The organism is Pseudoclavibacter sp. RFBB5 (assembly GCF_002931555.1).
Taxonomy (GTDB): domain Bacteria; phylum Actinomycetota; class Actinomycetes; order Actinomycetales; family Microbacteriaceae; genus Pseudoclavibacter.
On sequence record NZ_PSTZ01000007.1, the window covers coordinates 867,373 to 891,047 of the forward strand.

The window sequence follows — 23,675 nt, forward strand, 5'->3', positions numbered from 1 at the left end:
ATGGGTACGGGAAAGCGGTGGGAGCTGGCGGGCGGATGCGTCAGGCGCGGCGCATCGACGGCGGCAGGTTGATGGCCTCCGTCATGAGGCGCTCGACGTGGCGCACATCGGGCCCGAGGAAGCGGCCGGCGAGGTTCACGAACGCCTCCGTGTTCTCGCCAGTCGCGCGGTACGAGTACTGCGGGTCGCGCCCGCTCGAGTTGAGCAGCCCGTTGGAGGCGAGGACTCGGTACACGTCTTGGGCCGTCTCGACGTCGCTCGACACGAGGCGGACGCCCGGGCCGAGCACGTAGCCGAGCACGCCCTTCAGGAACGGGTAGTGCGTGCATCCGAGTACCACCGTGTCGACGCCAGCTGCCTTGATGGGGGCGAGGTACTCCTCGGCGTAGCGGACGAGCTCGGGACTCGTCGTGTCGCCGCGTTCGACGTACTCGACGAACATCGGGCAGGCCTGCGAGAAGATCTCGAGGTGAGGGGCCGCCGCGAAGGCGTCGTCGTAGGCGCGAGATGACACGGTCGCCTCGGTGCCGAGCACGCCGATGCGGTTGTTGTGGGTGGCGCTGACGGCGGCGCGGACGGCGGGGGCGATGACCTCGACGACGGGCACGTCGTACCGCTCGCGGGCATCCCGCAGCACGGCGGCAGAGGCCGTGTTGCAGGCGATCACAAGCATCTTCACGTCCTGCTCGACAAGCTCGTCGAGGATCGCGAGCGACAGGCGCCGGACGTCGGCGATCGGCTTCGGTCCGTACGGCGTGTGCTCGGTGTCACCGACGTAGAGGAGCGACTCCCCCGGCAGCTGCGCCCGGATCTCCCTCGCCACCGTCAGCCCGCCGACACCAGAGTCAAATACGCCGATCGGTGCCTCGCTCATGGGTGCCGAGTCTACTCCCAGGCACCTTCGAGCGTGGATGCGCGCGCCGAGATCCCGTGCGCTCCCCACGGTGGGGCCTAGGCTGGGGCGGTGACTTCCGAACGCCCGTCCACCGGCTTCCTCACCGACCAGTACGAGTTCACGATGATCGATGCCGCGATCCACGCGGGCACCGCCGATCGTGACAGCGTCTTCGAGCTCTTCGGGAGGCGACTGCCGAGCGGACGCCGCTACGGGGTCGTGGCGGGGGTGGGCCGCGCGCTCGAGCTGCTGCGCGACTTCCGCTTCGGTGACGCGGAGCTCGAGCACCTGCGTGCGCACTCCGTCGTCTCGCCCGAGACCCTCGACTGGCTCGCGAACTACCGGTTCTCCGGCACGATCCGCGGCTACCGCGAAGGCGAGATCTACTTCCCCGGCTCCCCCATCCTCGAGGTCCGGTCGAGCTTCGCCGAGGGTGTCATCCTCGAGACGCTGCTGCTCAGCATCTACAACTACGACTGCGCCGTCGCCTCCGCCGCAGCACGCATGGTCTCGGTCGCCCGCGGACGCCCGCTCGCCGAGATGGGATCACGCCGCACGGGCGAGCGCTCGGCCGTCGCCGCGGCGCGCGCCGCCTACATCGCGGGCTTCAAGGCGACGAGCAACCTCGAGGCGGGCCGCAGCTGGGGCGTCCCGACGATGGGAACCGCCGCGCACTCCTTCACGCTCCTGCACGACTCCGAGCGCGAGGCATTCGCCTCGCAGGTCGCGACGCTCGGCGCAGGCACGACCCTCCTCGTCGACACGTACGACGTCCGGGAAGGAGTCCGGCTCGCCGTGGAGGTCGCGGGGCGCGAGCTCGGCGGCGTCCGCCTCGACTCCGGCGACCTCCCCACACTCGTCGCGGAGGTGCGCGCGCAGCTCGACGAGCTCGGCAACACCGAGACGAGCATCACGGTCACCAACGACCTCGACGAGTTCGCCATCGCCGGCCTCGGCGCGAGCCCGGTCGACTCCTTCGGGGTCGGCACGAGCGTCGTCACCGGCTCCGGCGCCGTCGCCTCCGGCATGGTCTACAAGCTCGTCGCCCGCCGCGGTGAAGACGGCGACTGGGTCTCCGTCGCGAAGCGCTCCGCTGGCAAGGCGAGCGTCGGCGGCGAGAAGTTCCCCGTCCGCCGCCGCGACGAGCACGGCGTGGCGGCAGCCGAGGTCGTCGGCATCGGCGCACCACCCGTCTCCGACAAGAGCGACAGGTCCCTGCTCGTCGACCTCGTCGTCGACGGCGTCATCAACGATGAATTCACCGGCGAGGCCGGCGTGCAGCGCGCCCGCGAGCACCACCGAACGGCCATCGACGAGCTGCCGATCGGTGCCCTCCGCCTCCACGCCGGTGAAGCGGCGCTGCCCACCGTGTTCGTCGAGCAGGACGGCCGCGAGACCGTCTGGGTCTGATTCCAGCCACGCCACCACGCACAACGGCCGCGACCCGTCTCCGGGTTCGCGGCCGTTGTGCATCCGGCAGAAGCCGACGACACCGGTGAGGGTTCTCAGCCCTTCATCTTCTCGTACACGGCCTTGCAGTTCGGGCAGACCGGGAAGCGGTCGGGGTTGCTGTTCGGCAGCCATTTCTTCCCGCACAGCGCGCGCACGGGCTTTCCCGTCACTGCCGACTCGAGGATCTTCTCCTTGCGCACGTAGTGCGAGAACTTGTCGTGGTCGCCGGGGTCGTCGGTCTGCTCCTCGTTGAGGAGCTTCTCGAGCTCGCGGTCGAGGATCGCCGTGCCGCCGCCGGTCTCGTCTGGCCCACCCGGGCCGGTTGGGGTGCTGGAGAACGTCATGCCGAACATCTTAGAGCGCAAAACGGAGGCGTCACCGGATGCACGACCCGGTGACGCCTCTCGAAGAACAGCCGAGGTCTACGCGCTCTGCGCGAAGGCCATGATCTCGCTCGAACGACGCTCGAACTGGCGAGCTCCTGCCAGCAGGCCGACGAGCAGCACGAGGAGCCCGACGACAAGACCCCAGCCGAGAGCCACGAAGTTCCACCACGACTCGCCGCCGTTGAGCGCCACGAGGCCCGCGTAGACGGCGGGGCCCATGAGCAGGATCGCGATGAAGCCAGTCGTCGGGTGCCAGAACACGCCGGACCCCCAGGAGCGGACCGGCTGGCTGAACGGCGAGTCGCCCGGGCGCGCCACCGGATACGGGTGCAGCACGCTGCCGATGCTCGAGAACCCGGTCGCCGAGAACAGCAGACCGAGCGAGAGCCCGACGAGCGCGAGGATCGTGCCCCAGTCGCCGACGATCAGCCACGTGATGACCGCACCGAGCAGAACGACGACTGAGCCGAACACCAGGGTCGGCAGGGCGCGACCGAAGCGGTCTGACAACCCCGACATGCCGCTCGTCACGTGCATCCACACCGCCGAGCCGTCGAAGGCGAGGTCGTTGTGGAGCGTCCACCCGATGAAGAACGCCAGCAGCGGCAGCGGCAGGAGCGCGAGATGCCTCGGCTCGACGCCGACGACAGCGAGCGGGATGAGCGCGAGAAGCGGGATGAGGATGATCGAGACGTTCACGACGACGTACCGTGGGTCGCGCATCCAGTACGTGACCGTGCGGGCGGCGACGACGAGGGCCGGCGACCGACCGAACGCACCGAACACGCCGAGGTCGACCAGCTCGGTCTCGTCACCGCCGAGCGCCGCCGACGCGACCCGACCGGCGATGACCTGCCAGAGGACGAGCAGGACGAGGAGGGTCGCGGCTCCGATGCCGAGCTGCGCGAACGCGAGCTGCAGGTCTCCCCCGGCGGCGCTGGCCGCGGCGGCCCACGGTGCGGCGATCGGGGACAGCGAGAGCACCTCGAGCGCGGCGCTGATCGCCTCGTGCTGACCGAGCTGCCAGTCGACGGATACGGCCACGAAGACGAGCGGCGAGGCGAGCAGGAGCAGCACCAGGACGAGGGCGGCGCGAGCATCGCTGACAAGCCGTCTGGCCCGCAGATCCTCGCCCACGAGCCCAGCCAGGCGGGAGAGCACGACCAGCGTCGCGAGCACCACTGCAGACCCGACCACGCCGACCAGGAGCGCCGTGCCAGCACTCGCCCACAGCAGCAGACCCGCGAGGAGGACGATGGTGATCGCGAACGACGGCACGCTCACGAAGGCGGTCCCGAGAGCGAGCCACGCAGAACGTCGGGGCGAGAAGCCCATGACGGTCAGCGACCGAGGGTCGATGGCCGCGACAGGCGTCACGAAGACGCTCACGAGGCCGGTCGCGATCGTGACGAGCGAGCCGACCATGATCGCACTCTCGCGCTTCGCCTCGATATCCGAATCCAGCATTGAGACGACCGTGAGCACCGCGAAGACCGCGAGGGCGATCGAGAGCAGCAGCGTGCCGATCCACGCCCCCCGATGCTGCGAGTCGCGTCGAGCGCCGTTGCGGATCGACTGCAGCTTCAGTTGAAGGAGATGTCCAGCCAATCCAGCCCCTCCATCTGTGGCGTGCCGCGGACCAGGTCGCGGAAGCGTTCTTCGAGCGTGATGTTGCCGCGCACGTCACTGACGGTGCCGGAAGCGAGCAGCTCCCCCCGCACGATCACCGCGACGTGGTCGCAGACGCGCTGGACGAGGTCCATGCTGTGGCTCGACAGCAGCACGGTGCCGCCGCGCTGCACGTACTCGAGGAGGATGTCGATGAGCTGTCCCGCCGACACCGGGTCAATCGTGTCGAACGGCTCATCGAGCACCAGGAGCTCCGGCGAGTGGATCAGTGCCGCGGCGAGCGAGATCTTCTTCGACATGCCGGCCGAGTAGTCCACGACCAGCCGGTTCGCCGCCGATTCGAGCTCGAACGCGTGCACCAGCGACTCCGTGCGCGCCCGCGAATCAGCAGGCGACAACCCCCGAAGGAGTCCGGAGTAGTAGAGGAGCTGCCCACCCGTGAGCTGGTCGAAGAGGCGCAGACGGTCGGGCAGGATGCCGATGTGCGGATGCGCGGCCTTCGGGTTCTTCCACACGTCGAGGCCGAGGACCTCCACGTTGCCGCTCGTGGGCTTCAGCAACCCCGTCGCCATCGACAGGGTCGTCGTCTTCCCCGCACCGTTGGGTCCGACGATGCCCGTGAAGGAGCCGCGACGAACCTCGAACGTGACATCGTTCACCGCGACATCCGAACCGAAGCGCTTCGTGAGCCCGTTGACCGACAGGACGGTGTCGCCGAGTTCACGATCCGGAGCCTCCGTGACGCGGGTCACCGGCGTCATCGTCGAGAGCCCCTCGGCGGTCGCGGCACCCAGCACCGGGTTCCTGACGGCGGCCGGGAGGCCGGTCTCCTGCTCCGCAGTCGCCTCCTCTGCCAGTGAGGAGACGGTCACGGTGTCGTCGACGACGATCGCCTCGACCATGATCGGCTGGGGTCGACTCGCGTCGCCCTCCGGCACGTCGGGGCTGGCAGCACTCTCGTTCACATCGTCGGCGGTGCCATCGCCGACGTCTGAGCTCTTCGAAGACATCGCTCAACCGTACCAACGATCCGGCGTGGCGCGCCGCCGCGCCAGCTCCAAGCTCTCCCCAGGCGGCCCCTCATACACTGCTCGCGTCGCCCTCTGCAAGACCGGGGCGGTGCCACCACGAGGAGGTCAAGTGTCCGATTCCAGCACGCAGCGCTTCGACGACGCCGCAGACGCGACCGCCTACGCACCCCTGCCGCCCCGCGAGGAGCAGACCGGCGCGGCGCCCGGCGAACAGGACAAGATCTGGCTCGACCGCCTCATGGCCATCCAGCGACCCATCGTGGTCCGGCAGATCCGCATCCTCCGTGGCAAGTACCCGGACGCGACGCCGAGCGAGCTCATCAAGAAGATCGAGCAGCAGTACCTCAACGCGACCACCGTCAGCGGCGGTGCAGCCGGTGCCGCCGCCATGGTGCCCGGAGTCGGAACCGCCGCCTCACTAGCCGTCACCGGTGTCGAGACCGCCGGATTCCTCGAGATGACCTCGCTCTTCGGGCAGGCGGTCGCCGAGATCCACGGCCTCCCCATCTCGGATCCCGTCCGCGCACGCACCCTCATCCAGTCGCTCATGCTCGGCAAAGCGAGCAAGAACCTCATCCAGCAGTTCGCGGGCCAAGTCTTCGGGAAAGGCCCGACCAAGCAGGTCTTCTGGGGCGAGATGGTGACGAAGAGCCTCCCCCGCGCCATGGTCGGCGAACTGTCCGGACGCATCCAGTCGATGTTCCTCAAGAGGTTCGTCGTGCGGCAGTCGGCGAGCACCGTCGGACGACTCGTCCCGTTCGGCATCGGCGCCGTCATCGGCGGAGCCGGCAACCGGATGCTCAGCAACGAGGTCGTCCGCACCGCACGCGAGGCGTTCGGCGTCGCACCTTCCAGCTTCCCCATCGAACTGCACCCCACCTACGCCGCACCCAAGGACGACACCGGAGACGACCACAAGGCGCTGACGCGCGGGCCGTTCTCCTTCTTCCGCGTCCCGCTCGCCCTCACCCTCGGGAAAGACAAGAACCAGGACTGGGAGGCCTAGGCCGCAGCGTCGAGCGAGACCTCGACCTCGATGACCTCGCCCTGGCGGACCACCGTCAGGGTCGCATCCTCACCCGCCTCGTATACGCGCACGTGCGCGATCAGGTCGTTGGCGTTCGACACCGGGATCGTGCCGATGTACGTGACGATGTCTCCCCGACGCAGACCGGCGAGGGAGGCGGCACCGTTCTCCACGACGCTGTCCACGTAGGCGCCCACGATGCTCTGACCGCTCGTCGCGACCGTCGCCGCGTTGCGGACCGTCGCGCCCAGCGCACCATGCGATGGCGTCTGGCCATCTGCGAGCTGCGCCGCGATCTGGACCGCATAGTTCGCCGGCAGCGCGAACCCCAGTCCGATGCTGCCGCTGGAGGCCGCCTGCCCCTGGCCGCCGGGCTTCGTGCCGGCGATCGCGACGTTGATGCCGATCACCTCGCCCTTCGCGTTGAGCATCGCGCCACCCGAGTTTCCCGGGTTGATGGCGGCATCAGTCTGGATGACGGGCAGCTGGACGATGCTCTTGCCCGGATCGGCCGTCGAGCTGAGCGGAGAATCGGTCGCGGCGTTCTCGTCAACCGTCGGCGGGACCGCCGCCGACGCGATCTCGATGCTGCGGTTGACCGCCGAGACGACACCGGTCGTCGCCGTGCCAGTGAGCCCGAGCGGCGCGCCCAGCACGATCGTCGACTGCCCGACGATCAGCTGGTCGGAGTCCGCGAACCTGGCCGGCTGGAGACCGCTTGCCCCGGTCAAGCGCAGCACGGCCACATCGGCGAGCACGTCCAGTCCGACGCGGCTCGTGGTGAAGACCCGACCGTCGCTGGTCGTCGCCGTGATCTGCGCATCAGAGACCGTGCCGTCGAGCGTCACGACGTGGGCGTTGGTGATGACGAGGCCGTCGCCCGAGTACACGACCGCAGACCCGGTCTCGGTCCTGGTCGGCGTCGAGACCGTCAGCGTGACGACACTCGGAGCGGCGAACGCGATCGCGCCGCTCGCCTCCCCCGGCAGCGGAGCCGTGGGCTCGCTCGGGGACCCGAGCGGCTGCGTGAGACGCTGCGCGTCCTGGTTGGGCTCGCCGATGAGATTCGCCGTGATGAGCGCACCGCTCACACCCCCGACAACCGCAGCCACGACGGCGACGCCTGCCGCGAGCAGCAGCCCGATGCGTCGAGTCACGACGGGCGCATCGTCGTGGATGGAGTGCAGGTGGGCACCCGCGCGGTGCCGCCCATGCTCATCCTGCTGCGCAGCCTTCGTGGGCGCGTCGGCGCTCGTCGCGTCGGCGCCGGCAGGGGAAGGTGTGTCGAGCATGTGAATCCTGACGTTCGCTCCATGCGTCGGGGCGCATCGGTGGCGCCAGTCTAGGGAGCAGGCGGAGTGGACGCTCTGGTTTCCGCGGCACGTCGCAGTTCGAGATTCGATCGTGACTCAGCCGATGACAGACTGGATGCATGCGCAGAGATGGACCGTGGCTTCGGGCAGCCCAGGGTGCTGGCCTCCTCTCACCGAGCGGAGAGCTGCAGGGCACCGTCTTCGGGGAGATGAGCGAACTCGCGCGGACCACCGGGTCCGTGAATCTCGGCCAGGGGTTTCCCGACTACTCGGGTCCGCAGGAGCTGCTGGACGAGGCGATCGACGCGATCTCCCGTGGTGAGAACCAGTATCCGCCGCCCAGGGGCACCGCAGATCTGCGCGCTGCCATCGCCGAGCACCAGCTCCGCTTCCGAGGGGTCTCGCTCGACCCTGACCGCGAAGTGCTGGTCACCGTCGGCGCCACCGAAGCGCTGGCGGCAACGGTGCTCGGCCTCGTCGAGCCCGGTGAGGACATCGTCGTCCTCGAACCGCACTACGACGCCTACGGCGCCCTCGCGCACCTCGCCGACGCCCGCCTGGTGACCGTGCCCGTTCGGTGGCCGGAGTTCCAGCCGGACCACGACGAGCTCAGGCGAGCCGTCACCGACCGCACCAGACTGATCATCGTCAACACCCCGCACAACCCCACGGGCGCGGTCCTCCGCAGCGAGACGCTGCAGCTCATCGTCGAGCTCGCGGCACGCCACGACGCGATCATCGTCACCGACGAGGTGTACGAGCACCTCGTCTTCGATGGCCAGCACGTCGCAATCGCGAGCTTGCCCGGTGCCGCCTCGCGAACGCTCAGCATCGGTTCGGCGGGCAAGACCTTCAGCGTGACCGGATGGAAAGTCGGCTGGGTCACGGGGCCCGCTGTCCTGATCGACGCGGTCCTCGCCGTCAAGCAGTACCTGAGCTACGTCGGCAGTGGCCCCTTCCAACCCGCCGTCGCCGCAGGCCTGCGCCTGCCGGCGGCGCGCTTCGACCAGGAACGCGACCGCCTTCGCCACAAGCGCGACCTGCTGGTCTCCGCGCTTCGCAGTCGTGGACTCGAGACGGCGACCCCGGCCGCCGGATACTTCGCGATCGCCGACGCCGCCAGCATCGGCTACACCGACGCCACCGAGCTCTGCCGCCGCCTGCCCCGGGAGATCGGAGTGGTCGGCATCCCGGTCGCTGCCCTCTGCACCCCGGAACGGCAGGGAGACTACCGCTCGCTGGTGCGCTTCGCGTTCTGCAAGAGCGACCAGATCCTCGAAGAGGGCATACGCCGTCTCGACCGGCTCAGCGAACTTGGCCGGTAGAAGCTCACGCGATCGGCTGCACCCGGTATCGCCGCAGCTCGAGCGCCGGGTTCTGCTCGCGAACCGCATCGATCACGTCGAGCGAGACCCACCCGATGGAGACGCCCGGGTCGACACCGGCACCCGCGAGCGTCGCTCCGCGAGGATCGACGACGGCACTGTGCCCCACGCCGATCGGCGCAGGGTGGTCGGCCGCCGCGAAGTACACGGTGTTCTCGATCGCCCGCGCCGCGAGCAGCGTCTTCCAGTGGTGCTCCTTCAGCGGGCCACGCACCCATTCGGCGGGGATGACGATGAGCTGCACGCCCGCATCCACGAGCGTCCTCGACACCTCGGGGAACCGCAGGTCGTAACAGGTCTGCAGGCCCACCCGCACGCCGCCAACGACAAACGTCTGCGGCACCGAGATCTCACCAGGGACAACCCAGTCGCTCTCCTTCGCGCCGAACGCGTCGTACAGGTGCACCTTGCGGTACTGGGCGACGACCTCGCCGCTCGAATCGACCGCGACGAGCGTGTTGGCGAACCGGCCCGGATCCTCGGACTCGGCCACGAGGCCGGCCACGATGGCAACGCCATGCTCCACGGCGAGCGATCGCATGAGCGAGACGAACGGCCCGTCCAGACTCTGGGCCTGGCGCACGAGCTCTTCCCCGAGGTCCGGGAGGAAGAAGCTCGCGTACTCGGGCACGACGACGAGCTGCGCGCCCCGACCGGCCGCCGTGGCGACGTGCTCACGCAGCAGCCGCTCGTTCTCGACAAGGTCCGCACCTGGCGCGTACTGCGCGACCGCGACACCGAGGATCGGACGCTTCTGCCCACCGTCAGGGGATCCGAGGGGTGCTTGGAGGGGGGTGCGAGCGTCGGAAGGCATGACGCGAGCCTACGGTGAGGTGCGCTCGGTCGGGAAGTCTTCACCAACGCGTCACCCGCGACGCACCGACCCCAGCTTGTCTGCGCGCACCGTCACGAGTACCTTCATTCTGCGAGCGGTGTGCTCGCAGTCACGAGGAGTCGCCCCATGCCTACCTACGCCGTGCTCTTGAAATACGAGGTCGTCTCGGCGCTCGTCATCGAAGCCGAATCCGAAGACGAAGCCGCGAAGATCGCCAACGAGTACGAATCCGAGGCTCACGACGCCGTCGAGGACACCGACGACGTCCGCGTCTCCTCGCGCCTGTGGGGCGACGGCACCCTCGAGGTGCAGACCGCCGCAGACGACGAAGCCGCTGAAGACCTGCTCGACGAGTGGATCGACGAGATCGAGAGCGAACTCGAAGACGCCGACGACGAAGACGACGACCTCGACGACGTCGAGGCCGAGCTCGACCCGGAGGGTGACGACGAGGTCGACGACTTCGACATCACCTCGGACGACGAGGACTCCGCAGCGAAGAAGGCCTAGCCTCAGCTGCCCGATCGAGGGGCCGGATGCATCGCATCCGGCCCCTCGTCTGTCCCCGCCAGAGGCCGCTGGCTTCCCGGCCGACGCACCTCTGACCAGCATCAGTGCGATATTCGGCCGATCGACCCGGAAGCGCGGCGTTCGCCGCAATATCGCACTGAAGTTGGACAGCGATCCTGCGCTACACGCGAGCGATCGCCTGGATGTCCTCCTCGAACTCGCGCTCGACGTCGGAGGAGACCGTGGTGCGCGTGGACGCGACGGAGGCGAGGAAGTCGTCCGTGGTCGGCCCGAGGGGCACGACGTCCCCCGAGTTCCGGGCCGCGACGGCGCGCTCGAGGGCGACCTGCGAGGCGCGGCGAGCGGCGAACTCGATGTCAGCCGGCGAGTACCCGCTGGTCTGCTCGACCAGCGCCGGCACGTCGACCGAGTCGCTGACCGATTCGGGCACGTATCGCTCCCAGATCGCCCGGCGGGCTGCGGCGTCCGGTAATCCGATGGGGATGACGTAGTCGAAGCGCCCGTGGCGCAGGAAGGCCTGGTCGAGGGCTCGGATGAAGTTCGTCGCGCAGATGAGAAGACGCCCCGGCTTCTCACGGAACGCCGGGATGATCTTGAGGAGCTCGTTCGTGACGCCCTGCGTGGGCGACGGCGGCTCCCCCCCTCGGTGCGAGGCGATCTCCTCGACCTCGTCGATGAACACGACGGCGTGCTCGAGCGACTCGACCTGCTCGAACGTCTCGCGCAGCTCGCCGGCGAGGCCCCTGGGCGACGCCGAGAGTCGGGACGGGAAGACCTCGACGAACGGCCACCCGAGGCGGGAGGCGATGCCCTTGGCGAACGTCGTCTTGCCCGTGCCGGGAGGGCCGAAGAGCACGATCGCGCGTGGTGGCACGACGCCGTACTCCTCCGCGAGGTCTGGGTCGCTGAGCGGCAGAACGAGGCGCCGCTCCAGCACGTCCTTCTCGTGCTGCATGCCGCCGATCGCGTCCCAGCGGTCGGGTGGCAGGATGCGACCGCCGAGCTCGCGCAGCGCGACCATCTCCTGCTGCTTGACCCGGATCTCCCGCTCGAAGTAGCGCAGATGCCGCTTGTCGGCGAAACCGGCCTTCGTGAGCGCGCCGACCTGGGTCTGCTCGTCCGGCACGAGGATCGTGAGCTTCTGGAGGCCGTGCTGGGCCATCCGCTGCTCGAGGGAGGCGAGCAGCGCGCCGCCGATGCCGCGCCTGCGCCACTCGTCGTCAGTCGCGAAGAACACGATCCAGCCCTGGTCGTGGGCTGCCCGCGCCACGGCCACGCCGACGATCTTCTCCCCCGCGACCGCGACGACGGCGGTGTCCTTCCGGGTCGACGCGATGACCTCGCTCAGCCCGTACACCGGTTCGCTGCCCGAGCTGCGGTGCTGCTCCCAGAGCCGCAGCAGCGCATCCATGTCGGTCGGCTGGAAGTCGCGGATGCGCCAGGTGCTCATCCCCGTGCCCCCGCATGCACTCCCGCGAGCGCGGTGAGCGCGCGACTGTTGGCGTCTGGTGAGCCGATGGTGATGCGGATGCCTTCGCCGGGGAATGCCCTGGCGAGGACGCCAGCTTCGGTGAGGGCGGCGTCGATGCGTGCGGTGTCGTCGCCGAGCCTGAGCCAGACGAAGTTCGCCTGGGAGTCTCCGATGTTCCACCCCTGGGCTCGGAGCTCGGAGGTGACGCGGGCGCGTTCGGCGACGATGTCGTCGATGCGGTTGGCGAGCTCGGCTTCGGCGTCGAGCGACGCGGCGGCGGCGGTCTGGGCGAGGGCGGAGACGGCGAAGGGGACGGCGACCTTGCGGAGGTTGGCTGCGACGTCGGCTTGGGCGACGGCGTAGCCGATGCGGAGTCCGGCGAGGCCGTAGGCCTTGGAGAAGGTGTGGAGCACGGCGACGTTTGGGTACTCGCGGTAGAGGTCGATGCCGATGGCGGTCTCGGCGTCCCTGTTGAAGTGCTCGTAGGCCTCGTCGATCACGACGAGCACGTCGCTCGGGACGCGGTCGAGGAAGGCCCGCACCTCGGCGTGGGTGAGGCTCGCCCCCGTCGGGTTGTTGGGGTTGCAGACGAAGATGATGGCGGTGCGCTCGGTGATGGCGTCTGCCATGGCGTCGAGGTCGTGGCGTTCGTCGTGCGTGAGCGGCACCTGCACGGGCGTCGCGCCTGCCCCGATCGCGATGATCGGGTAGGCCTCGAAGCTGCGCCAGGCGAACATCACCTCGTCGCCCTCTCCTGCGCTGGCCTGCACGAGCTGCGTCGCCACTTCGACGGACCCGGCTCCGAAGACGATGTTCTCCGGCTCGACGCCCTGCAGTTCAGCGATGCGTGCGGTCAGCTCGGGGGCGGCCATCGAGGGGTAGAGGTGGATGCGCTCGAGCTCGGCGGCGACCGCGTCGCGAACCGAGGCGAGGGGCGGGAAGGGGTTCTCGTTGGAGGAGAGCTTCACGACGTCGCTGGTGCTGGGCATGGCGCCCTGCTTGTACGCGGGGATGCGCTCGAGGGCGCTGCGCTGCTTGACCATGCTCTGAGCGTACAGAGAATCCGAAGCTTGGAGAGCGCGTCGTGGGTCCCCGCGTCGTAGCGTTGAGTCATGTGCGGTCGTTACGTCACCCCAGCAGTCGAGCACGTCGAGGCGCTCTTCGACATCGAGGCGCTCGGCGCTGACCTGCCGGAGCCGTCGTACAACACTCCTCCGACGGATCCGGTGCCGGTTGTCGTCGAGCCGGAGCCGAAGGGCGGCGGGGATGCGGTGCGGCGCGTCGAGCGCGCCAGGTGGGGGCTGCTGCCTCCGTTCGCGAAGGATCCGAGCTTCTCGTCGAAGGCGTTCAACGCGCGTATCGAGACGGTGCTGGAGAAGCCGACGTTCCGCGGCCCGGTGAAGCAGCGGCGGGCGATCGTGCCAGCGGTCGGCTACTACGAGTGGCGCAAGACGGCGGATGGCACGAAGGCGGGTTCGAAGACGCCGTTCTTCATCCACCCGGGGCGGAGCGATGACCTGATCGCGTTTGCTGGTCTGTACTCGTGGTGGGCTGACCCGACGAAGCCCGGCGACGACCCGTCCCGCTGGGTGCTCTCGACGACGATCCTGACGCGAGGGTCCACGGGCGAGCTGGCGAGCATCCACGACCGCATGCCTCTCATGCTGCCGCGGGCGCTGTGGGATCAGTGGCTGGACCAGTCGGTGGTCGGCACGCAGGGGTTGCTCGACGAGGCGAGCCTGGCGGGCGTGGAGCTGGCCTCGACACTCGTGATGCACGAGGTCGGCCCGGAGGTGGGTCGGGTCGCGAGCTCAGGGCCGCAGCTCATGGCCCCGGTGTCGTCCCAGGGCTAGTCGGACCCGCGGCTCCACAGGCCTGCGGGCCGGTGCGCTTGCGACGAAAGCGCCGTGCGGGTCACGCCCTCGACTCGCGCGCCGCTCGTCGGGCCGTCGATGCCGAGAGGTGCGTGCGCACCGCGGCCGCGGCGGCGACGGGGTCCTTGAGGCGGATCGCGTCGGCGATGGCCCGATGCTCGGCCAGCACGGCGGCCGAGTCCGCGGCGTTGCGCTCTCTGTCGGAGATGCGCGCGGGCGGCAGGATGATGGCGCGTGCGCCCATGCGGTCGAGGGCCGTGAGGAAGTAGCGGTTGCCGGATGCTGCGGCGATCGCGCGGTGGAAGGCGAAGTCCGCATCCACCGTCTCGCTGGGCAGGGTGGCCTTCGCGAGGGAGTCGAGGGCTGCGTCGATCTCGGCGATCTCCTGGGGCGACGGGGAGCGCGCCGCGAGCGCGGCGGCCTCGACCTCGACGGCGATCCGGAACGCGTGCAGCTCCGCGCGCTCAGCCTCGGTGTGCGCCCCGAGCCAGTCGTCACCCGCCGTGGGCGCGGGAGGGGTGAGCGCGTAGCTTCCGGAGCCGACGCGCGTGCGAACGAGGCCGCGCGACTGCAGGCGGTGCAGCGCCTCACGCACGACCGTCCTGCTCGCCCCGAACTCCTCGACGAGGCCGCCCTCGCTCGGCAGGCGGTCACCGGGGGCGATGACTCCTTCGACGATGCGGTCGGCGAGGACCCTGGCGATCTCCTCGGCGCGCGTCATGCTCATGGAGACATCGTGCCATCCCTGAAGCGAGCCAAGAGCTGGCCCGCCGTGCCGGGCTCAGCCACTCGCTGGCTTCATGCTGGACGCCCCACCCCGCGCTCAGACCGAGAGTGTCACGCTGTCGGTCGTCCAGGCCCGCGCCTGCTCGCTGAACGTGAACCCGAGCCCCGGACGGTCGGGCACGATCATCCGTCCGTCTCGCGTCTCGAGCCGCTCCTCGAAGAGCGGGTCGAGCCAGTCGAAGTGCTCGACCCACGGCTCGCGCGGGTAGCAGGCGGCCAGGTGCAGGTGGATCTCCATCGCGAAGTGCGGGGCGAGGTCGAGGCCCGCCTCGTCGGCGAGGGTCATGAGCCGGAGGAAGTTCGTGATCCCGCCGATGCGCGGCGCGTCCGGCTGGATGATGTCGCACGCGCGGGTGGTGATGAGCTGACGGTGCTCGGCCACCGAGGCGAGCATCTCGCCCGTCGCGATCGGGGTGTCGAGCGCACGCGCGAGATCCGCATGCCCCTCCGCGTCGTAGGCGTCGAGCGGCTCCTCGATCCACGTGAGGTCGAGGTCCTCGAGGCGGCGGCCCATGCGCAGGGCAGTCGCCCGGTCCCACTGCTGATTCGCATCCACCATGAGCGGAACGCTCGCCCCGATGTGCTCGCGCACCGCGCGGACGCGGCGCAGGTCCTCGGCCGTATCCGGGAGGCCGACCTTGATCTTGATGCCGCCGATGCCTTCTGCGAGTGACTGCGTCGCGCGCTCGCGCACCTCGTCGAGCGACGCGTGGAGGAACCCGCCTGACGTGTTGTAGGTGCGCACCGAGTCGCGGTGCGCACCGAGCAGCTTCGAGAGCGGCAGGCCGGCGCGCTTGGCCTTCAGGTCGTAGAGCGCGATGTCCAACGCCGCGAGCGCCTGGGTGGCGACGCCCGAGCGCCCGACGGAGGCGCCGGCCCAGAGCAGCTTGGTGTACAGCTTCTGGATGTCGTTCGGGTCTTCGCCGAGGGCGACTTCGGCGACCTCCCGCGCATGGGCGTACTGGGCGGCACCGCCTGCACGCTTCGAGTAGCTGAACCCGTGGCCGGAGAGGCCCTGCTCGGTGCGGATCTCGGCGATGAGGAAGACGACCTCGGTCATGGGCTTCTGCCTGCCAGTGAAGACCTTCGCGTCGGAGATGGGGGTGGCAAGCGGGAGGCGGAGCGTCGAGAGCCGTATTGAGCGGATCGAGTCTGCCGAGCGGAGTGCGTCTGGGGTGTGAGTCATATGCCTTCGTCCTTGAGGGTGACGTTCTGCAGAAAAGCTATCAGACAGCTTCAGAACCTGTCTAGCTGCAGCACACCCTCACCCTCTGACTGAGACTTGCGGTTGCCACTGTCGGTGGTGCGATTTACGCTTGATCCACATTCGAATACAGATTCGAATCAACGAAGGAGGGAACCATGCCAACCGTCATCGACGACACCATCGACGTCGCCGTCAGCCCAGACGGGCAGCCGGTCTCCTTCGTGTGGCAGCGCTTCCTCTACACCGTCACGGGCCAACCCCAGGCCTACTTCCGCAGGCTCCCGCCGTGGTGGCACGGAGGCTCATCCCCGGAGCGCATCGACCAGGAGCTGTGGCGCGTCACCGCGGTCCGCGACAGCGCACACGGGCAGCACGACGGACACCTCTACGACCTCTGCCGCGCCTCCGGCGGCTGGCTCCTGGCGCTGAGCTGGGAGTGAGGACACGATGAGCTTCCCCCACCTGCACGTCTCGTCCGGCTTCAGCGCGCACTATGCGGTCTCTCCTCCCGAGGTGCTCGCGCAGGCCGCCGTCGAGCGGGGCCTCGACACGATCGCCCTCACCGACCGCGACGGCATCTCCGGCGCGGTCAAGCACCTCCTCGCCTGCAGAGACGCGAAGCTGCGGGCCGTGCTCGGCAGCGAGCTCGCCGTGCACGACGAACGGGGCGAGCCCCTCGGGCGGGTTGTCGTGCTCGCGACCGGTGGAGACGGCGGCTCCGGCTATGCGGCACTGTGCCGGGCCGTGTCCGCAGCGCACGAGACCACCGCGAGCGCCCCAACGGGGGTGCATGAGCCGAGCATCCCACTCGCCCGCCTGGCCCAGCTCGCCGAGGACGAAGAGGGGGCCACCCGCCTGACGGTGATGCTCGGCCCGAGCAGCGACGTCGGCACGGCGGCTTCCGTGGCGCAGCTGGGGCTGGCGCGGGAGCGACTGCGAGCGTGGGTGCACGCACTCCCCCACTCCTCGCTGGTCGTGGAGGTCGTGTGCCACCTCGCAGAGCCAGGCACTCCCGGTTCGGTCACGGCTGCGACGCGGATGCTCGGTCTCGCCACGGAGTCCAGGCTGCGGGCGGTGCTCACGAACGCGGTCCGCTACGCCTCCCCCGAGGAAGCGGCGACGGTCGACATCGCAGACGCCGTCCGTGCTCGGCGGGCGCTCGACGAGATCGAGCTCGCCCCCACCGCGCAGGCGTGGCTCAAGCCTGCGAGCCTCATGCGGCAGGTCGCGCGCATGGTCGCGGATGCGGGCGGGCACGACGCCTCCGCCGCCGACGACCTCATCGCGCAGACGAGAGCGCTCGCCGAAGCCTGCATCATCGACCTCGAACGGGATGCGGGGATCGGCACCCCGCGCATGCCGGAGGTCACACGCTTCGGCATCGACGGCGACCCGTTCGAGGTGCTGCGGGTGAAGGCCGAAGCCGCGATCCCCGCCCGCTACCCCGGTGCATCCAGTGCCCACGAGCGCGAGCTGCACGACCGCCTCGCCCATGAGCTGAAGACCGTGCGGAAGCTGGGCTTCGCCCCCTACTTCCTCACCGTCTCGCACGTCGTCGAACTCATCAAGGAGATGGGGGTCCGCGTACAGGCCAGGGGGTCAGGGGTCGGCTCGCTCCTCAACTACCTCCTGTACACGAGCCACGTCGAACCCGTCTCCCTCGGACTCATCTGGGAGCGCTTCCTCTCTGACGAGCGACGCACGCTGCCGGACATCGACCTCGACGTGGAGAGCGCCGAACGCCACCGCGTGTACCACCGCATCTTCGACGAGTTCGGTGGCGAGCGGGTCACACTCATGTCGATGGTGAACACCTACGGATCGAGAGGCGCCGTACGCGACGCCGGACTCGCGCTCGGGCTCGCCGACGGGGAAGTCGACCGCATCGCCAAGGAGCTGTGGCGCTTCTCCGCGAAGCGCTTCCGACAGGCCCTCGCCGAGAAGCCGGAGCTTCGGGAGTTCGCCGAAGAGGTGCGCCGCTCTCGCCAGCTCGACGTGCTCGTCGAGGCGACAGAGCGACTCGACTCCCTGCCGAGGCACATCTCCGTGCACCCCTGCGGCGTCATCCTCTCCGACATCTCCCTGCTCGACCGCACACCAGTGCAGATGTCCGGCATCGGCCTACCCATGAGCCAGTTCGACAAGCACGACATGGACCCGATGGGCCTCATCAAGCTCGACATCCTCGGCGTGCGCATGCAGAGCGCCATGGCCCATGCCGTGAAGGAGCTGAAGCGCACCCGAGGCGAGGAGCTCGACCTCGACGCGCTGCCCCTCGACGACGAAGCGACCTACGAGACCATCCGCTCGACCAAGACCCTCGGCATCTTCCAGGTCGAGAGCCCAGGCCAGATGGAACTCGTCGGGAAGCTGCAGCCCGAGGTGTTCAACGACCTCGTCATCGACATCTCCCTGTTCCGCCCCGGCCCCATGCAGAACAACATGCCCCTCAACTTCCTCAGGGCACGCCACGAGGAGGTCATGCCCGACTACATCCACCCGAGACTCAAGCCCATCCTGCTCGAGACGAAGGGCGTCGTCATCTTCCACGAGCAGGTGATGCGCATCTTCGACGAACTCACCGGGTGCGGCCTCGAACTGGCCGACGTGTACCGACGCTGGCTCGCCAAGCCCGACCTCGTCCCGCGCATCGAGCAGCTGGTGCGCGGCAAAGCCGCCGAGCGCGGGTTCCCGCCCGAGATCATCGAACGGTCGTGGAAGGTGCTCGCCGGCTTCGGCAGCTTCGGCTTCGCGAAGGCCCACGGCGCCGCGTTCGCCCTGCCCACCTTCCAGAGCGCCTGGCTCAAGACCCACCGCGCCGCGCATTTCTGGGCAGGCCTCCTCACCCACGACCCCGGCATGTGGGGCAAGGACCTGATCATCGCCGAGGCAAGGCACCTCGGCATCCCGCTGCTGCCGATCGACGTGCAGCGGTCCGGCCTCGAGTACACGGTCGAGCCGCTCCCTGACGGGCGTGACGGGGTGCGCATGTCCCTCGCGGATGTGCGCGGCATGTCATCGGCGGAACGCGACAGGGTCGCCGAGCACCAGCCGTTCGACTCGCTCGCCGACTTCCGGGCACGAGTGCGGCCCCGTCGCAGCACGTTGGACTCCCTGGCCAGGGTCGGAGCGCTCGACGCCTTCATCGACTACGAGCCGCGCAGGCGGCACGAGCTGCTCGCGTTCATCCGCTCGCTCACCAGCAGCCCGACACGCGTGCCGGAGCATCAGCAGGCGTTCGCGTTCGCGCTGCCCGTCCCCCAGCTACGGGGAGTGAGCGCCATGGACCTGCACGGCAAGACGCAGACCGATCTCGAATTGCAGGAGCTCGGCCTCGGCGTGAGCCGTCACCAGATGGAGCGCTTCTTCCCGCTGTTCAGACAGCTCGGCGTCGTGCCGGCAAGCACGCTCATCGACCTGCCCGGCGGCACGGAGGTGCTCATCGCCGGGGTTCGCCGCGCGACGAACACGCCACCGATGCGCGGGGGCCGCCGCACGGTGTTCGTCTCCCTCGACGACAGCACCGGCCTCTCGCAGACCGTGTTCTTCCACGACGCACAGGAGCGGGCTGGCAATCGCGTGTTCCGCACGCACTACATGCTCGTGCGAGGCACGACACGCAGATCAGGGGCCAGGGGAATCTCCGTCACCGGCGACATGGCGTGGGACCTCCTGGAGGTCGCGCAGCTCATGGCGACGTCGCACCCCGCGAGCACAAGCGGCGCCCAGCGGATGCGCGGTAGCGACTCCGCTCAGACCAGATCGAGCGCCGTGGTCCTCGAATCGTCGGAGCGGGACACCTCCGTGAGGCCGAGACGCCTCGCGAGCGCGTAGGACGCCTCGTTCTCGAGGTCCATGACCGCGATCACCCGCTTCACCCCGACATAGTCGCGAAGGTACTCGACGAGCGCATCCGCAGCCTCGGTGGCGAAGCCCTGCCCGGCGAATCCCGGATGCATGATCCACCCGAGCTCAGCCGACCGATGCTCAGGCTCGACCTCCCGCAGGTGCACGGACACGTCGCCGACGAGCTGACCGTCATGCTCGACCGCGAGGGCCATGAAGTCCCCCGACTGCCACAGCCGCGTCTGCGTGGTGCGACGGCTCAGATGCTCCGTCGCCTCCGCGAGATCGCGCCGCTTCCAATGCAGGTAGCGCACCACGTCGGCGTTCGACACGATCTCGTGCCACGCCCCCGCGTCGCGGACGGTGTGGGGACGGAGCACAAGGCGCTCCGTGAACAGCTGGGGCGCGTCGAAGGGACGCTCAGTGCGGGGGCCGCGCAGGAACCGGGGACGGTGGAAGAGCCCACCCTGCAGGTCCTTCTTGACCCCCGGCGTACGGCTCCCGAGGTCGGGCTGCTGAATTCGCTGGAGTGTCATGCGTCGCAGGTTACGAACTCCCTCCATGCCCTCGGTAAGAGAAGATTTGAGCTTCCTATGAGGACGGGCCCACATACCACCCGCGGGGCCCGCTCGTGACACGATGATCCAATGCCCGATTCTGCTTCCGCTGACCCGATCATCGAGCCCGGGCGCCGTCGGGCGGTCCTCGCCCAGCTCCCCCGTCTCCACCGCCCGGACGGCACCCCCATCCGCGTGCTGCTTGTCGACGACGAAGAGACGCTCACGAACCTCGTCAGCCTGGCCCTCTCCTACGAGGGTTGGCAGGTCGACGTGGCTAGCAACGGTCGCGACGCGCTCGCGAAGTTCACGGCGGAACGGCCCGACGTCGTCGTCCTCGACATCATGCTTCCCGACATCGACGGCCTCAGCATTCTCAGGAACCTCCGAGGTCAAGGACACGCCACGCCCGTGCTCTTCCTCACCGCGAAGGACTCGATCGACGACCGCATCATCGGGCTCACCGCGGGCGGCGACGACTACATGACCAAGCCCTTCAGCCTGGAGGAGCTCGTCGCCAGGCTCCGCGGACTCATCCAACGAGCGGGCGAAGCCGTCGCGGATGACGCTTCGCAGCTCCGGGTCGGCGACCTCTTCCTCGACGAGAGCAGCTACGAGGTGCGCCGCGGCAGCGACCCGATCGCCCTCACGACAACCGAGTTCGAGCTGCTGCGCTACTTCATGCGCAATCCCAAGCGCGTGCTGAGTCGCGCCCAGATCCTCGACCGCGTCTGGAACTACGACTTCGCCGGCAAGGCCAGCATCGTCGACCTCTACGTCTCCTACCTGCGCAAGAAGATCGACGCCGGGCGCACGCCGATGATCCACACCGTCCGCGGCGTCGGCTACGTGATCAGGCCAGCCGAATGAGACCGTGGACGCTCCGGGCGCGCATCATCGTCGGCGTCACCCTCGTGGTCGCGTTCGTCATGAGCGTCATCGGCATCATGAACGTCGTCACCCTCAACTCGGCGATCACGAGCGTCGTGAACACACAGCTCGCCGCCTCCATGTCGGTGCTCGAGAACTCCGTCGACAAGTACCGGGACGACATCCCCGGCACCCACCCGCACCCGCCGAAGAACGGCGAGACAAGCGCCCCGAAGGTCAAGCCGCTCATCAACTTCGTCGGACACGCGCCAGGCACCATCATCGCCCTCGCGCACAACGGCGAGATCATCGACTCGGCGTCCTTCAGCGAGACCTCCGCGGTCGAGTGCGACCAGACCATCAAGAACGAGCTCGCCGCCCTCGCGCAGTCCGACGACTTCGCAGTCCAGCACTCCCTGCTCGAGACCATCAAGCTCGACGACGTCGCCGGCGACTTCCGCGTCATGATCCACGAATGGGAGGGCGACCCCAGCTACGCCCTCATCTCCGCGGTGTCGCTCGACACCGCCCGAGAGGCGACCCTCAACCAGACCGTCCTCACGCTCGTGCTCTCCTCGCTGGGCATCGGGCTCATCGTGCTCCTCGTCGCCCTGGTCATGCGCGTCGCGATGCGTCCCCTCTCCCGGGTCGTCAACGCCGCCGAGAACGTGGCGCAGATGCCCCTCGCATCGGGCGAGGTGGGACTCCGCCAGGCCGTGAAGCTCAACGACATCGACCCCCGAACCGAGGTCGGCAAGGTCAGCGAGGCGCTCGACAAGCTCCTCGCGCACGTCGACGAGGCCTTCGCGGTTCGCTCCGCAGCCGACCAGCGGATGCGCCGCTTCGTCACCGACGCCAGCCACGAGCTGCGCACCCCCCTGGCAGCGATCCAGGGCTACGCGGAACTCACCAGGCAGGACTCCGCATCCCTGCCGGACACCACCGAGCGCTCCCTGGCCCGCATCGAGTCCGAGGCGACCCGCATGAGCTCGCTGGTCAACGACCTCCTGCTGCTCGCCCGCCTCGACGAAGGCCAGGACCTCCAGCTCGACACCGTGGACCTGTCCGAGCTCGTCATCAATGCCGTCAGCGACGCGCAGGCCAGCGACGCCGACCGCCACTGGAGCGCCACCGTGCCCCCGAGCGAGGTCTCCGTGCTCGGCGACTGGGAGCGCCTGCACCAGATCGTCGTGAACCTCCTCTCGAACGCCAGCCAGCACACCCCGCAAGGCACCCACGTCAACGTGTCCGTCCGCTACGAACTCGCCACCGCGTCTGCGACCGGGCGCGAAGCCGTCCTGGTGGTTCGCGACGACGGCCCCGGCATCCCCGCCGCCCTGCGTCAGGACCTCTTCTCGCGGTTCGCACGCGGCGACTCGGCCAGGACACGGGCCTCAGGCAGCACCGGGCTCGGGCTCGCGATCGTGAAGTCCATCGTCGAGGCCCACGGCGGACAGATCGCCGTCGAGTCAGATGACGGCGCGGCCTTCATCGTGCGCATCCCCGCCGCCAAGGCCTGGGACTAGCGAGCCGCGCTCGCCTCCCGCCCCGATCCCGCCGCGCCGGCGAGCGGAGGTTTCGGCGGGTACGCGAGCGTCACCATGACCACCGAGATGATCATGAGCAGGAACCACGAGAGCAGCTTCGTGATCGACACGAGCTCCCAGCCGTGCTCCTGGTTCGGGTACACCCACGCCCCCGCGAGCGTGCCGATGTTCTCCGCGAACCAGATGAAGAGCGCGACGAGCAGGAACGCGACGAGCAGCGGCATGCGGAGCGACCTGCGGAACACGCGGAAGTGCATCCACGTGCGACCCCACAGCACCGCCACGAAGAGCAGCAGCACGTAGCGGAAGTCGTAGGCGTAGTGGTGCGTGAAGAAGTTCACGTAGATCAAGACGGCAGCGATGACGGTCAGCCAGATGCGCGGGTACCTCGAGAAGCGCAGGTCGAAGAGGCGATAGACGCGGCACATGTACGAGCCCACGGCGGCGTACATGAACCCCGTGTAGAGCGGCACGGGGCCGATGTGCAGCCCTCCCCCTGACGCGTAGCTCCACGAGCCGACGCTCGTCTTGAAGAGCTCCATACCGGTGCCGACGATGTGGAAGGCGAGGATCACGAGCAGCTCGCGCCCCGTCTCGAGCCGTGCGGCGATCATGACGACCTGGATGACGACGGCGCCGATGACGAGCGCATCGTTCCGAGCGAGCAGGGCGTCGTCCGGATACCAGAGCCTCGCCGCGAGGATCATGACGAGCATGAGCGCGCCGAAGATGCACGCCCACGCCTGCTTCAGGCCGAACACCAGGAACTCCACCAGGCCGGCCCTGAGGCCGTGAGACGGGGAGTTCTCGAGAAGCCGCCCGGCGACGTCGTCGATGCGCCGCTCGAGGCTCGTGAATCTGGCCACCTGGCACCGCCGCTTTCCTACCGCGCCAACGATCGGCGCACGTCGAATGGCCGAGACTAGCGGCTTCAGACCGCGAACCCGCTGAGGCGGGCCACGACACCCGCGCACTTCCAGGTCGGCAGTGGGCCCCGGAGACGGATGAGGGGCGGCCCAAGGCAAACGGGAAC

General features: G+C 69.0%; 21 protein-coding genes. 9 read left to right on the plus strand and 12 right to left on the minus strand.

Annotated elements, in window-relative coordinates; translation table 11 throughout:
• Positions 1 to 40: 40 nt before the first annotated feature.
• Complete coding sequence (murI, locus tag C5B97_RS12080) at positions 41 to 874, minus strand: glutamate racemase (RefSeq protein ID WP_104312260.1); 834 nt, start codon at positions 872 to 874, stop codon at positions 41 to 43.
• A gap of 90 nt (positions 875 to 964) precedes the next feature.
• Between murI and C5B97_RS12085 the strand changes: the two genes are divergently transcribed.
• On the plus strand, positions 965 to 2,305 hold the full coding sequence (locus tag C5B97_RS12085; RefSeq protein ID WP_104312261.1) for a nicotinate phosphoribosyltransferase: 1,341 nt from the start codon (positions 965 to 967) through the stop codon (positions 2,303 to 2,305).
• A 95-nt stretch (positions 2,306 to 2,400) separates the two neighbouring features.
• Here C5B97_RS12085 and C5B97_RS12090 read toward each other — a convergent pair whose 3' ends face one another.
• The 3 genes from C5B97_RS12090 to C5B97_RS12100 form a co-directional block, all read right to left on the minus strand.
• A complete protein-coding gene (locus C5B97_RS12090) occupies positions 2,401 to 2,691 on the minus strand; it encodes a DUF3039 domain-containing protein (RefSeq protein WP_104312608.1) in 291 nt (96 codons plus the stop codon).
• A 78-nt stretch (positions 2,692 to 2,769) separates the two neighbouring features.
• Positions 2,770 to 4,341 carry a hypothetical protein gene (locus tag C5B97_RS12095; RefSeq protein WP_104312262.1) on the minus strand — a complete coding sequence of 524 codons (1,572 nt, stop codon included), beginning with the start codon at positions 4,339 to 4,341 and terminating at the stop codon, positions 2,770 to 2,772.
• On the minus strand, positions 4,317 to 5,372 hold the full coding sequence (locus C5B97_RS12100; RefSeq protein WP_306455467.1) for an ABC transporter ATP-binding protein: 1,056 nt from the start codon (positions 5,370 to 5,372) through the stop codon (positions 4,317 to 4,319). Before C5B97_RS12100 ends, C5B97_RS12095 begins: the two co-directional genes overlap by 25 nt.
• Positions 5,373 to 5,502: 130 nt before the next feature.
• Between C5B97_RS12100 and C5B97_RS12105 the strand changes: the two genes are divergently transcribed.
• The gene (locus C5B97_RS12105) at positions 5,503 to 6,399 is read left to right on the plus strand and encodes a hypothetical protein (RefSeq protein ID WP_104312263.1); all 897 of its coding nucleotides are present in this window, start codon (positions 5,503 to 5,505) and stop codon (positions 6,397 to 6,399) included.
• Here C5B97_RS12105 and C5B97_RS12110 read toward each other — a convergent pair.
• Positions 6,396 to 7,712, minus strand: coding sequence for a S1C family serine protease (locus tag C5B97_RS12110; protein ID WP_104312264.1), 1,317 nt, complete (start codon positions 7,710 to 7,712; stop codon positions 6,396 to 6,398). The two genes, C5B97_RS12105 and C5B97_RS12110, sit on opposite strands and share 4 nt — an antisense overlap.
• A 140-nt stretch (positions 7,713 to 7,852) precedes the next feature.
• Between C5B97_RS12110 and C5B97_RS12115 the strand changes: the two genes are divergently transcribed.
• Entirely contained in the window at positions 7,853 to 9,058 is a 1,206-nt protein-coding gene (locus tag C5B97_RS12115) for an aminotransferase class I/II-fold pyridoxal phosphate-dependent enzyme (RefSeq protein WP_104312265.1), read from the plus strand.
• Between the two features lie 4 nt (positions 9,059 to 9,062).
• Here the strand turns inward: C5B97_RS12115 and C5B97_RS12120 are convergent, their stop codons facing one another.
• Complete coding sequence (locus C5B97_RS12120; RefSeq protein WP_104312266.1) at positions 9,063 to 9,932, minus strand: carbon-nitrogen hydrolase family protein; 870 nt, start codon at positions 9,930 to 9,932, stop codon at positions 9,063 to 9,065.
• A gap of 147 nt (positions 9,933 to 10,079) precedes the next feature.
• On the opposite strand from C5B97_RS12120, the gene C5B97_RS12125 reads away from it, so the two are divergent.
• A complete protein-coding gene (locus C5B97_RS12125) occupies positions 10,080 to 10,463 on the plus strand; it encodes a hypothetical protein (RefSeq protein WP_104312267.1) in 384 nt (127 codons plus the stop codon).
• 181 nt (positions 10,464 to 10,644) lie between these two features.
• Here the strand turns inward: C5B97_RS12125 and C5B97_RS12130 are convergent, their stop codons facing one another.
• Together C5B97_RS12130 and hisC are read right to left on the minus strand one after the other, a co-directional pair.
• Positions 10,645 to 11,934, minus strand: a complete 1,290-nt coding sequence (locus tag C5B97_RS12130; protein ID WP_104312268.1) for an ATP-binding protein — start codon at positions 11,932 to 11,934, stop codon at positions 10,645 to 10,647.
• Entirely contained in the window at positions 11,931 to 12,998 is a 1,068-nt protein-coding gene (gene hisC, locus C5B97_RS12135) for a histidinol-phosphate transaminase (protein WP_104312269.1), read from the minus strand. The genes C5B97_RS12130 and hisC overlap by 4 nt, the downstream gene beginning before the upstream one ends.
• Positions 12,999 to 13,067: 69 nt before the next feature.
• Here hisC and C5B97_RS12140 point away from each other — a divergent pair, with 69 nt between their 5' ends.
• Positions 13,068 to 13,808, plus strand: a complete 741-nt coding sequence (locus tag C5B97_RS12140; protein ID WP_104312270.1) for an SOS response-associated peptidase — start codon at positions 13,068 to 13,070, stop codon at positions 13,806 to 13,808.
• Positions 13,809 to 13,869: 61 nt separating this feature from the next.
• Here the strand turns inward: C5B97_RS12140 and C5B97_RS12145 are convergent, their stop codons facing one another.
• Both C5B97_RS12145 and C5B97_RS12150 read right to left on the minus strand, forming a co-directional pair.
• Positions 13,870 to 14,556, minus strand: a complete 687-nt coding sequence (locus C5B97_RS12145; protein WP_104312271.1) for a FadR/GntR family transcriptional regulator — start codon at positions 14,554 to 14,556, stop codon at positions 13,870 to 13,872.
• 96 nt (positions 14,557 to 14,652) lie between these two features.
• Entirely contained in the window at positions 14,653 to 15,801 is a 1,149-nt protein-coding gene (locus tag C5B97_RS12150; protein ID WP_104312272.1) for a mandelate racemase/muconate lactonizing enzyme family protein, read from the minus strand.
• 176 nt (positions 15,802 to 15,977) lie between these two features.
• Between C5B97_RS12150 and C5B97_RS12155 the strand changes: the two genes are divergently transcribed.
• Positions 15,978 to 16,262, plus strand: a complete 285-nt coding sequence (locus tag C5B97_RS12155; protein ID WP_104312273.1) for a hypothetical protein — start codon at positions 15,978 to 15,980, stop codon at positions 16,260 to 16,262.
• 7 nt (positions 16,263 to 16,269) lie between these two features.
• Positions 16,270 to 19,656, plus strand: coding sequence for a DNA polymerase III subunit alpha (gene dnaE, locus C5B97_RS12160; RefSeq protein ID WP_104312274.1), 3,387 nt, complete (start codon positions 16,270 to 16,272; stop codon positions 19,654 to 19,656).
• On the opposite strand, the gene C5B97_RS12165 is transcribed toward dnaE, so the two are convergent.
• Positions 19,575 to 20,204, minus strand: coding sequence for a GNAT family N-acetyltransferase (locus C5B97_RS12165; RefSeq protein WP_181026993.1), 630 nt, complete (start codon positions 20,202 to 20,204; stop codon positions 19,575 to 19,577). The two genes, dnaE and C5B97_RS12165, sit on opposite strands and share 82 nt — an antisense overlap.
• A gap of 111 nt (positions 20,205 to 20,315) precedes the next feature.
• On the opposite strand from C5B97_RS12165, the gene C5B97_RS12170 reads away from it, so the two are divergent.
• Both C5B97_RS12170 and C5B97_RS12175 read left to right on the plus strand, forming a co-directional pair.
• Positions 20,316 to 21,095 (plus strand): response regulator transcription factor, encoded by a 780-nt coding sequence (locus tag C5B97_RS12170; RefSeq protein ID WP_104253611.1) that lies wholly within the window; start codon positions 20,316 to 20,318, stop codon positions 21,093 to 21,095.
• Positions 21,092 to 22,621, plus strand: a complete 1,530-nt coding sequence (locus C5B97_RS12175; RefSeq protein ID WP_104312276.1) for a cell wall metabolism sensor histidine kinase WalK — start codon at positions 21,092 to 21,094, stop codon at positions 22,619 to 22,621. Before C5B97_RS12170 ends, C5B97_RS12175 begins: the two co-directional genes overlap by 4 nt.
• On the opposite strand, the gene C5B97_RS12180 is transcribed toward C5B97_RS12175, so the two are convergent.
• Entirely contained in the window at positions 22,618 to 23,508 is an 891-nt protein-coding gene (locus C5B97_RS12180) for a DUF817 domain-containing protein (RefSeq protein WP_104312277.1), read from the minus strand. The genes C5B97_RS12175 and C5B97_RS12180 overlap by 4 nt on opposite strands.
• Between the last annotated feature and the right edge of the window lie 167 nt (positions 23,509 to 23,675).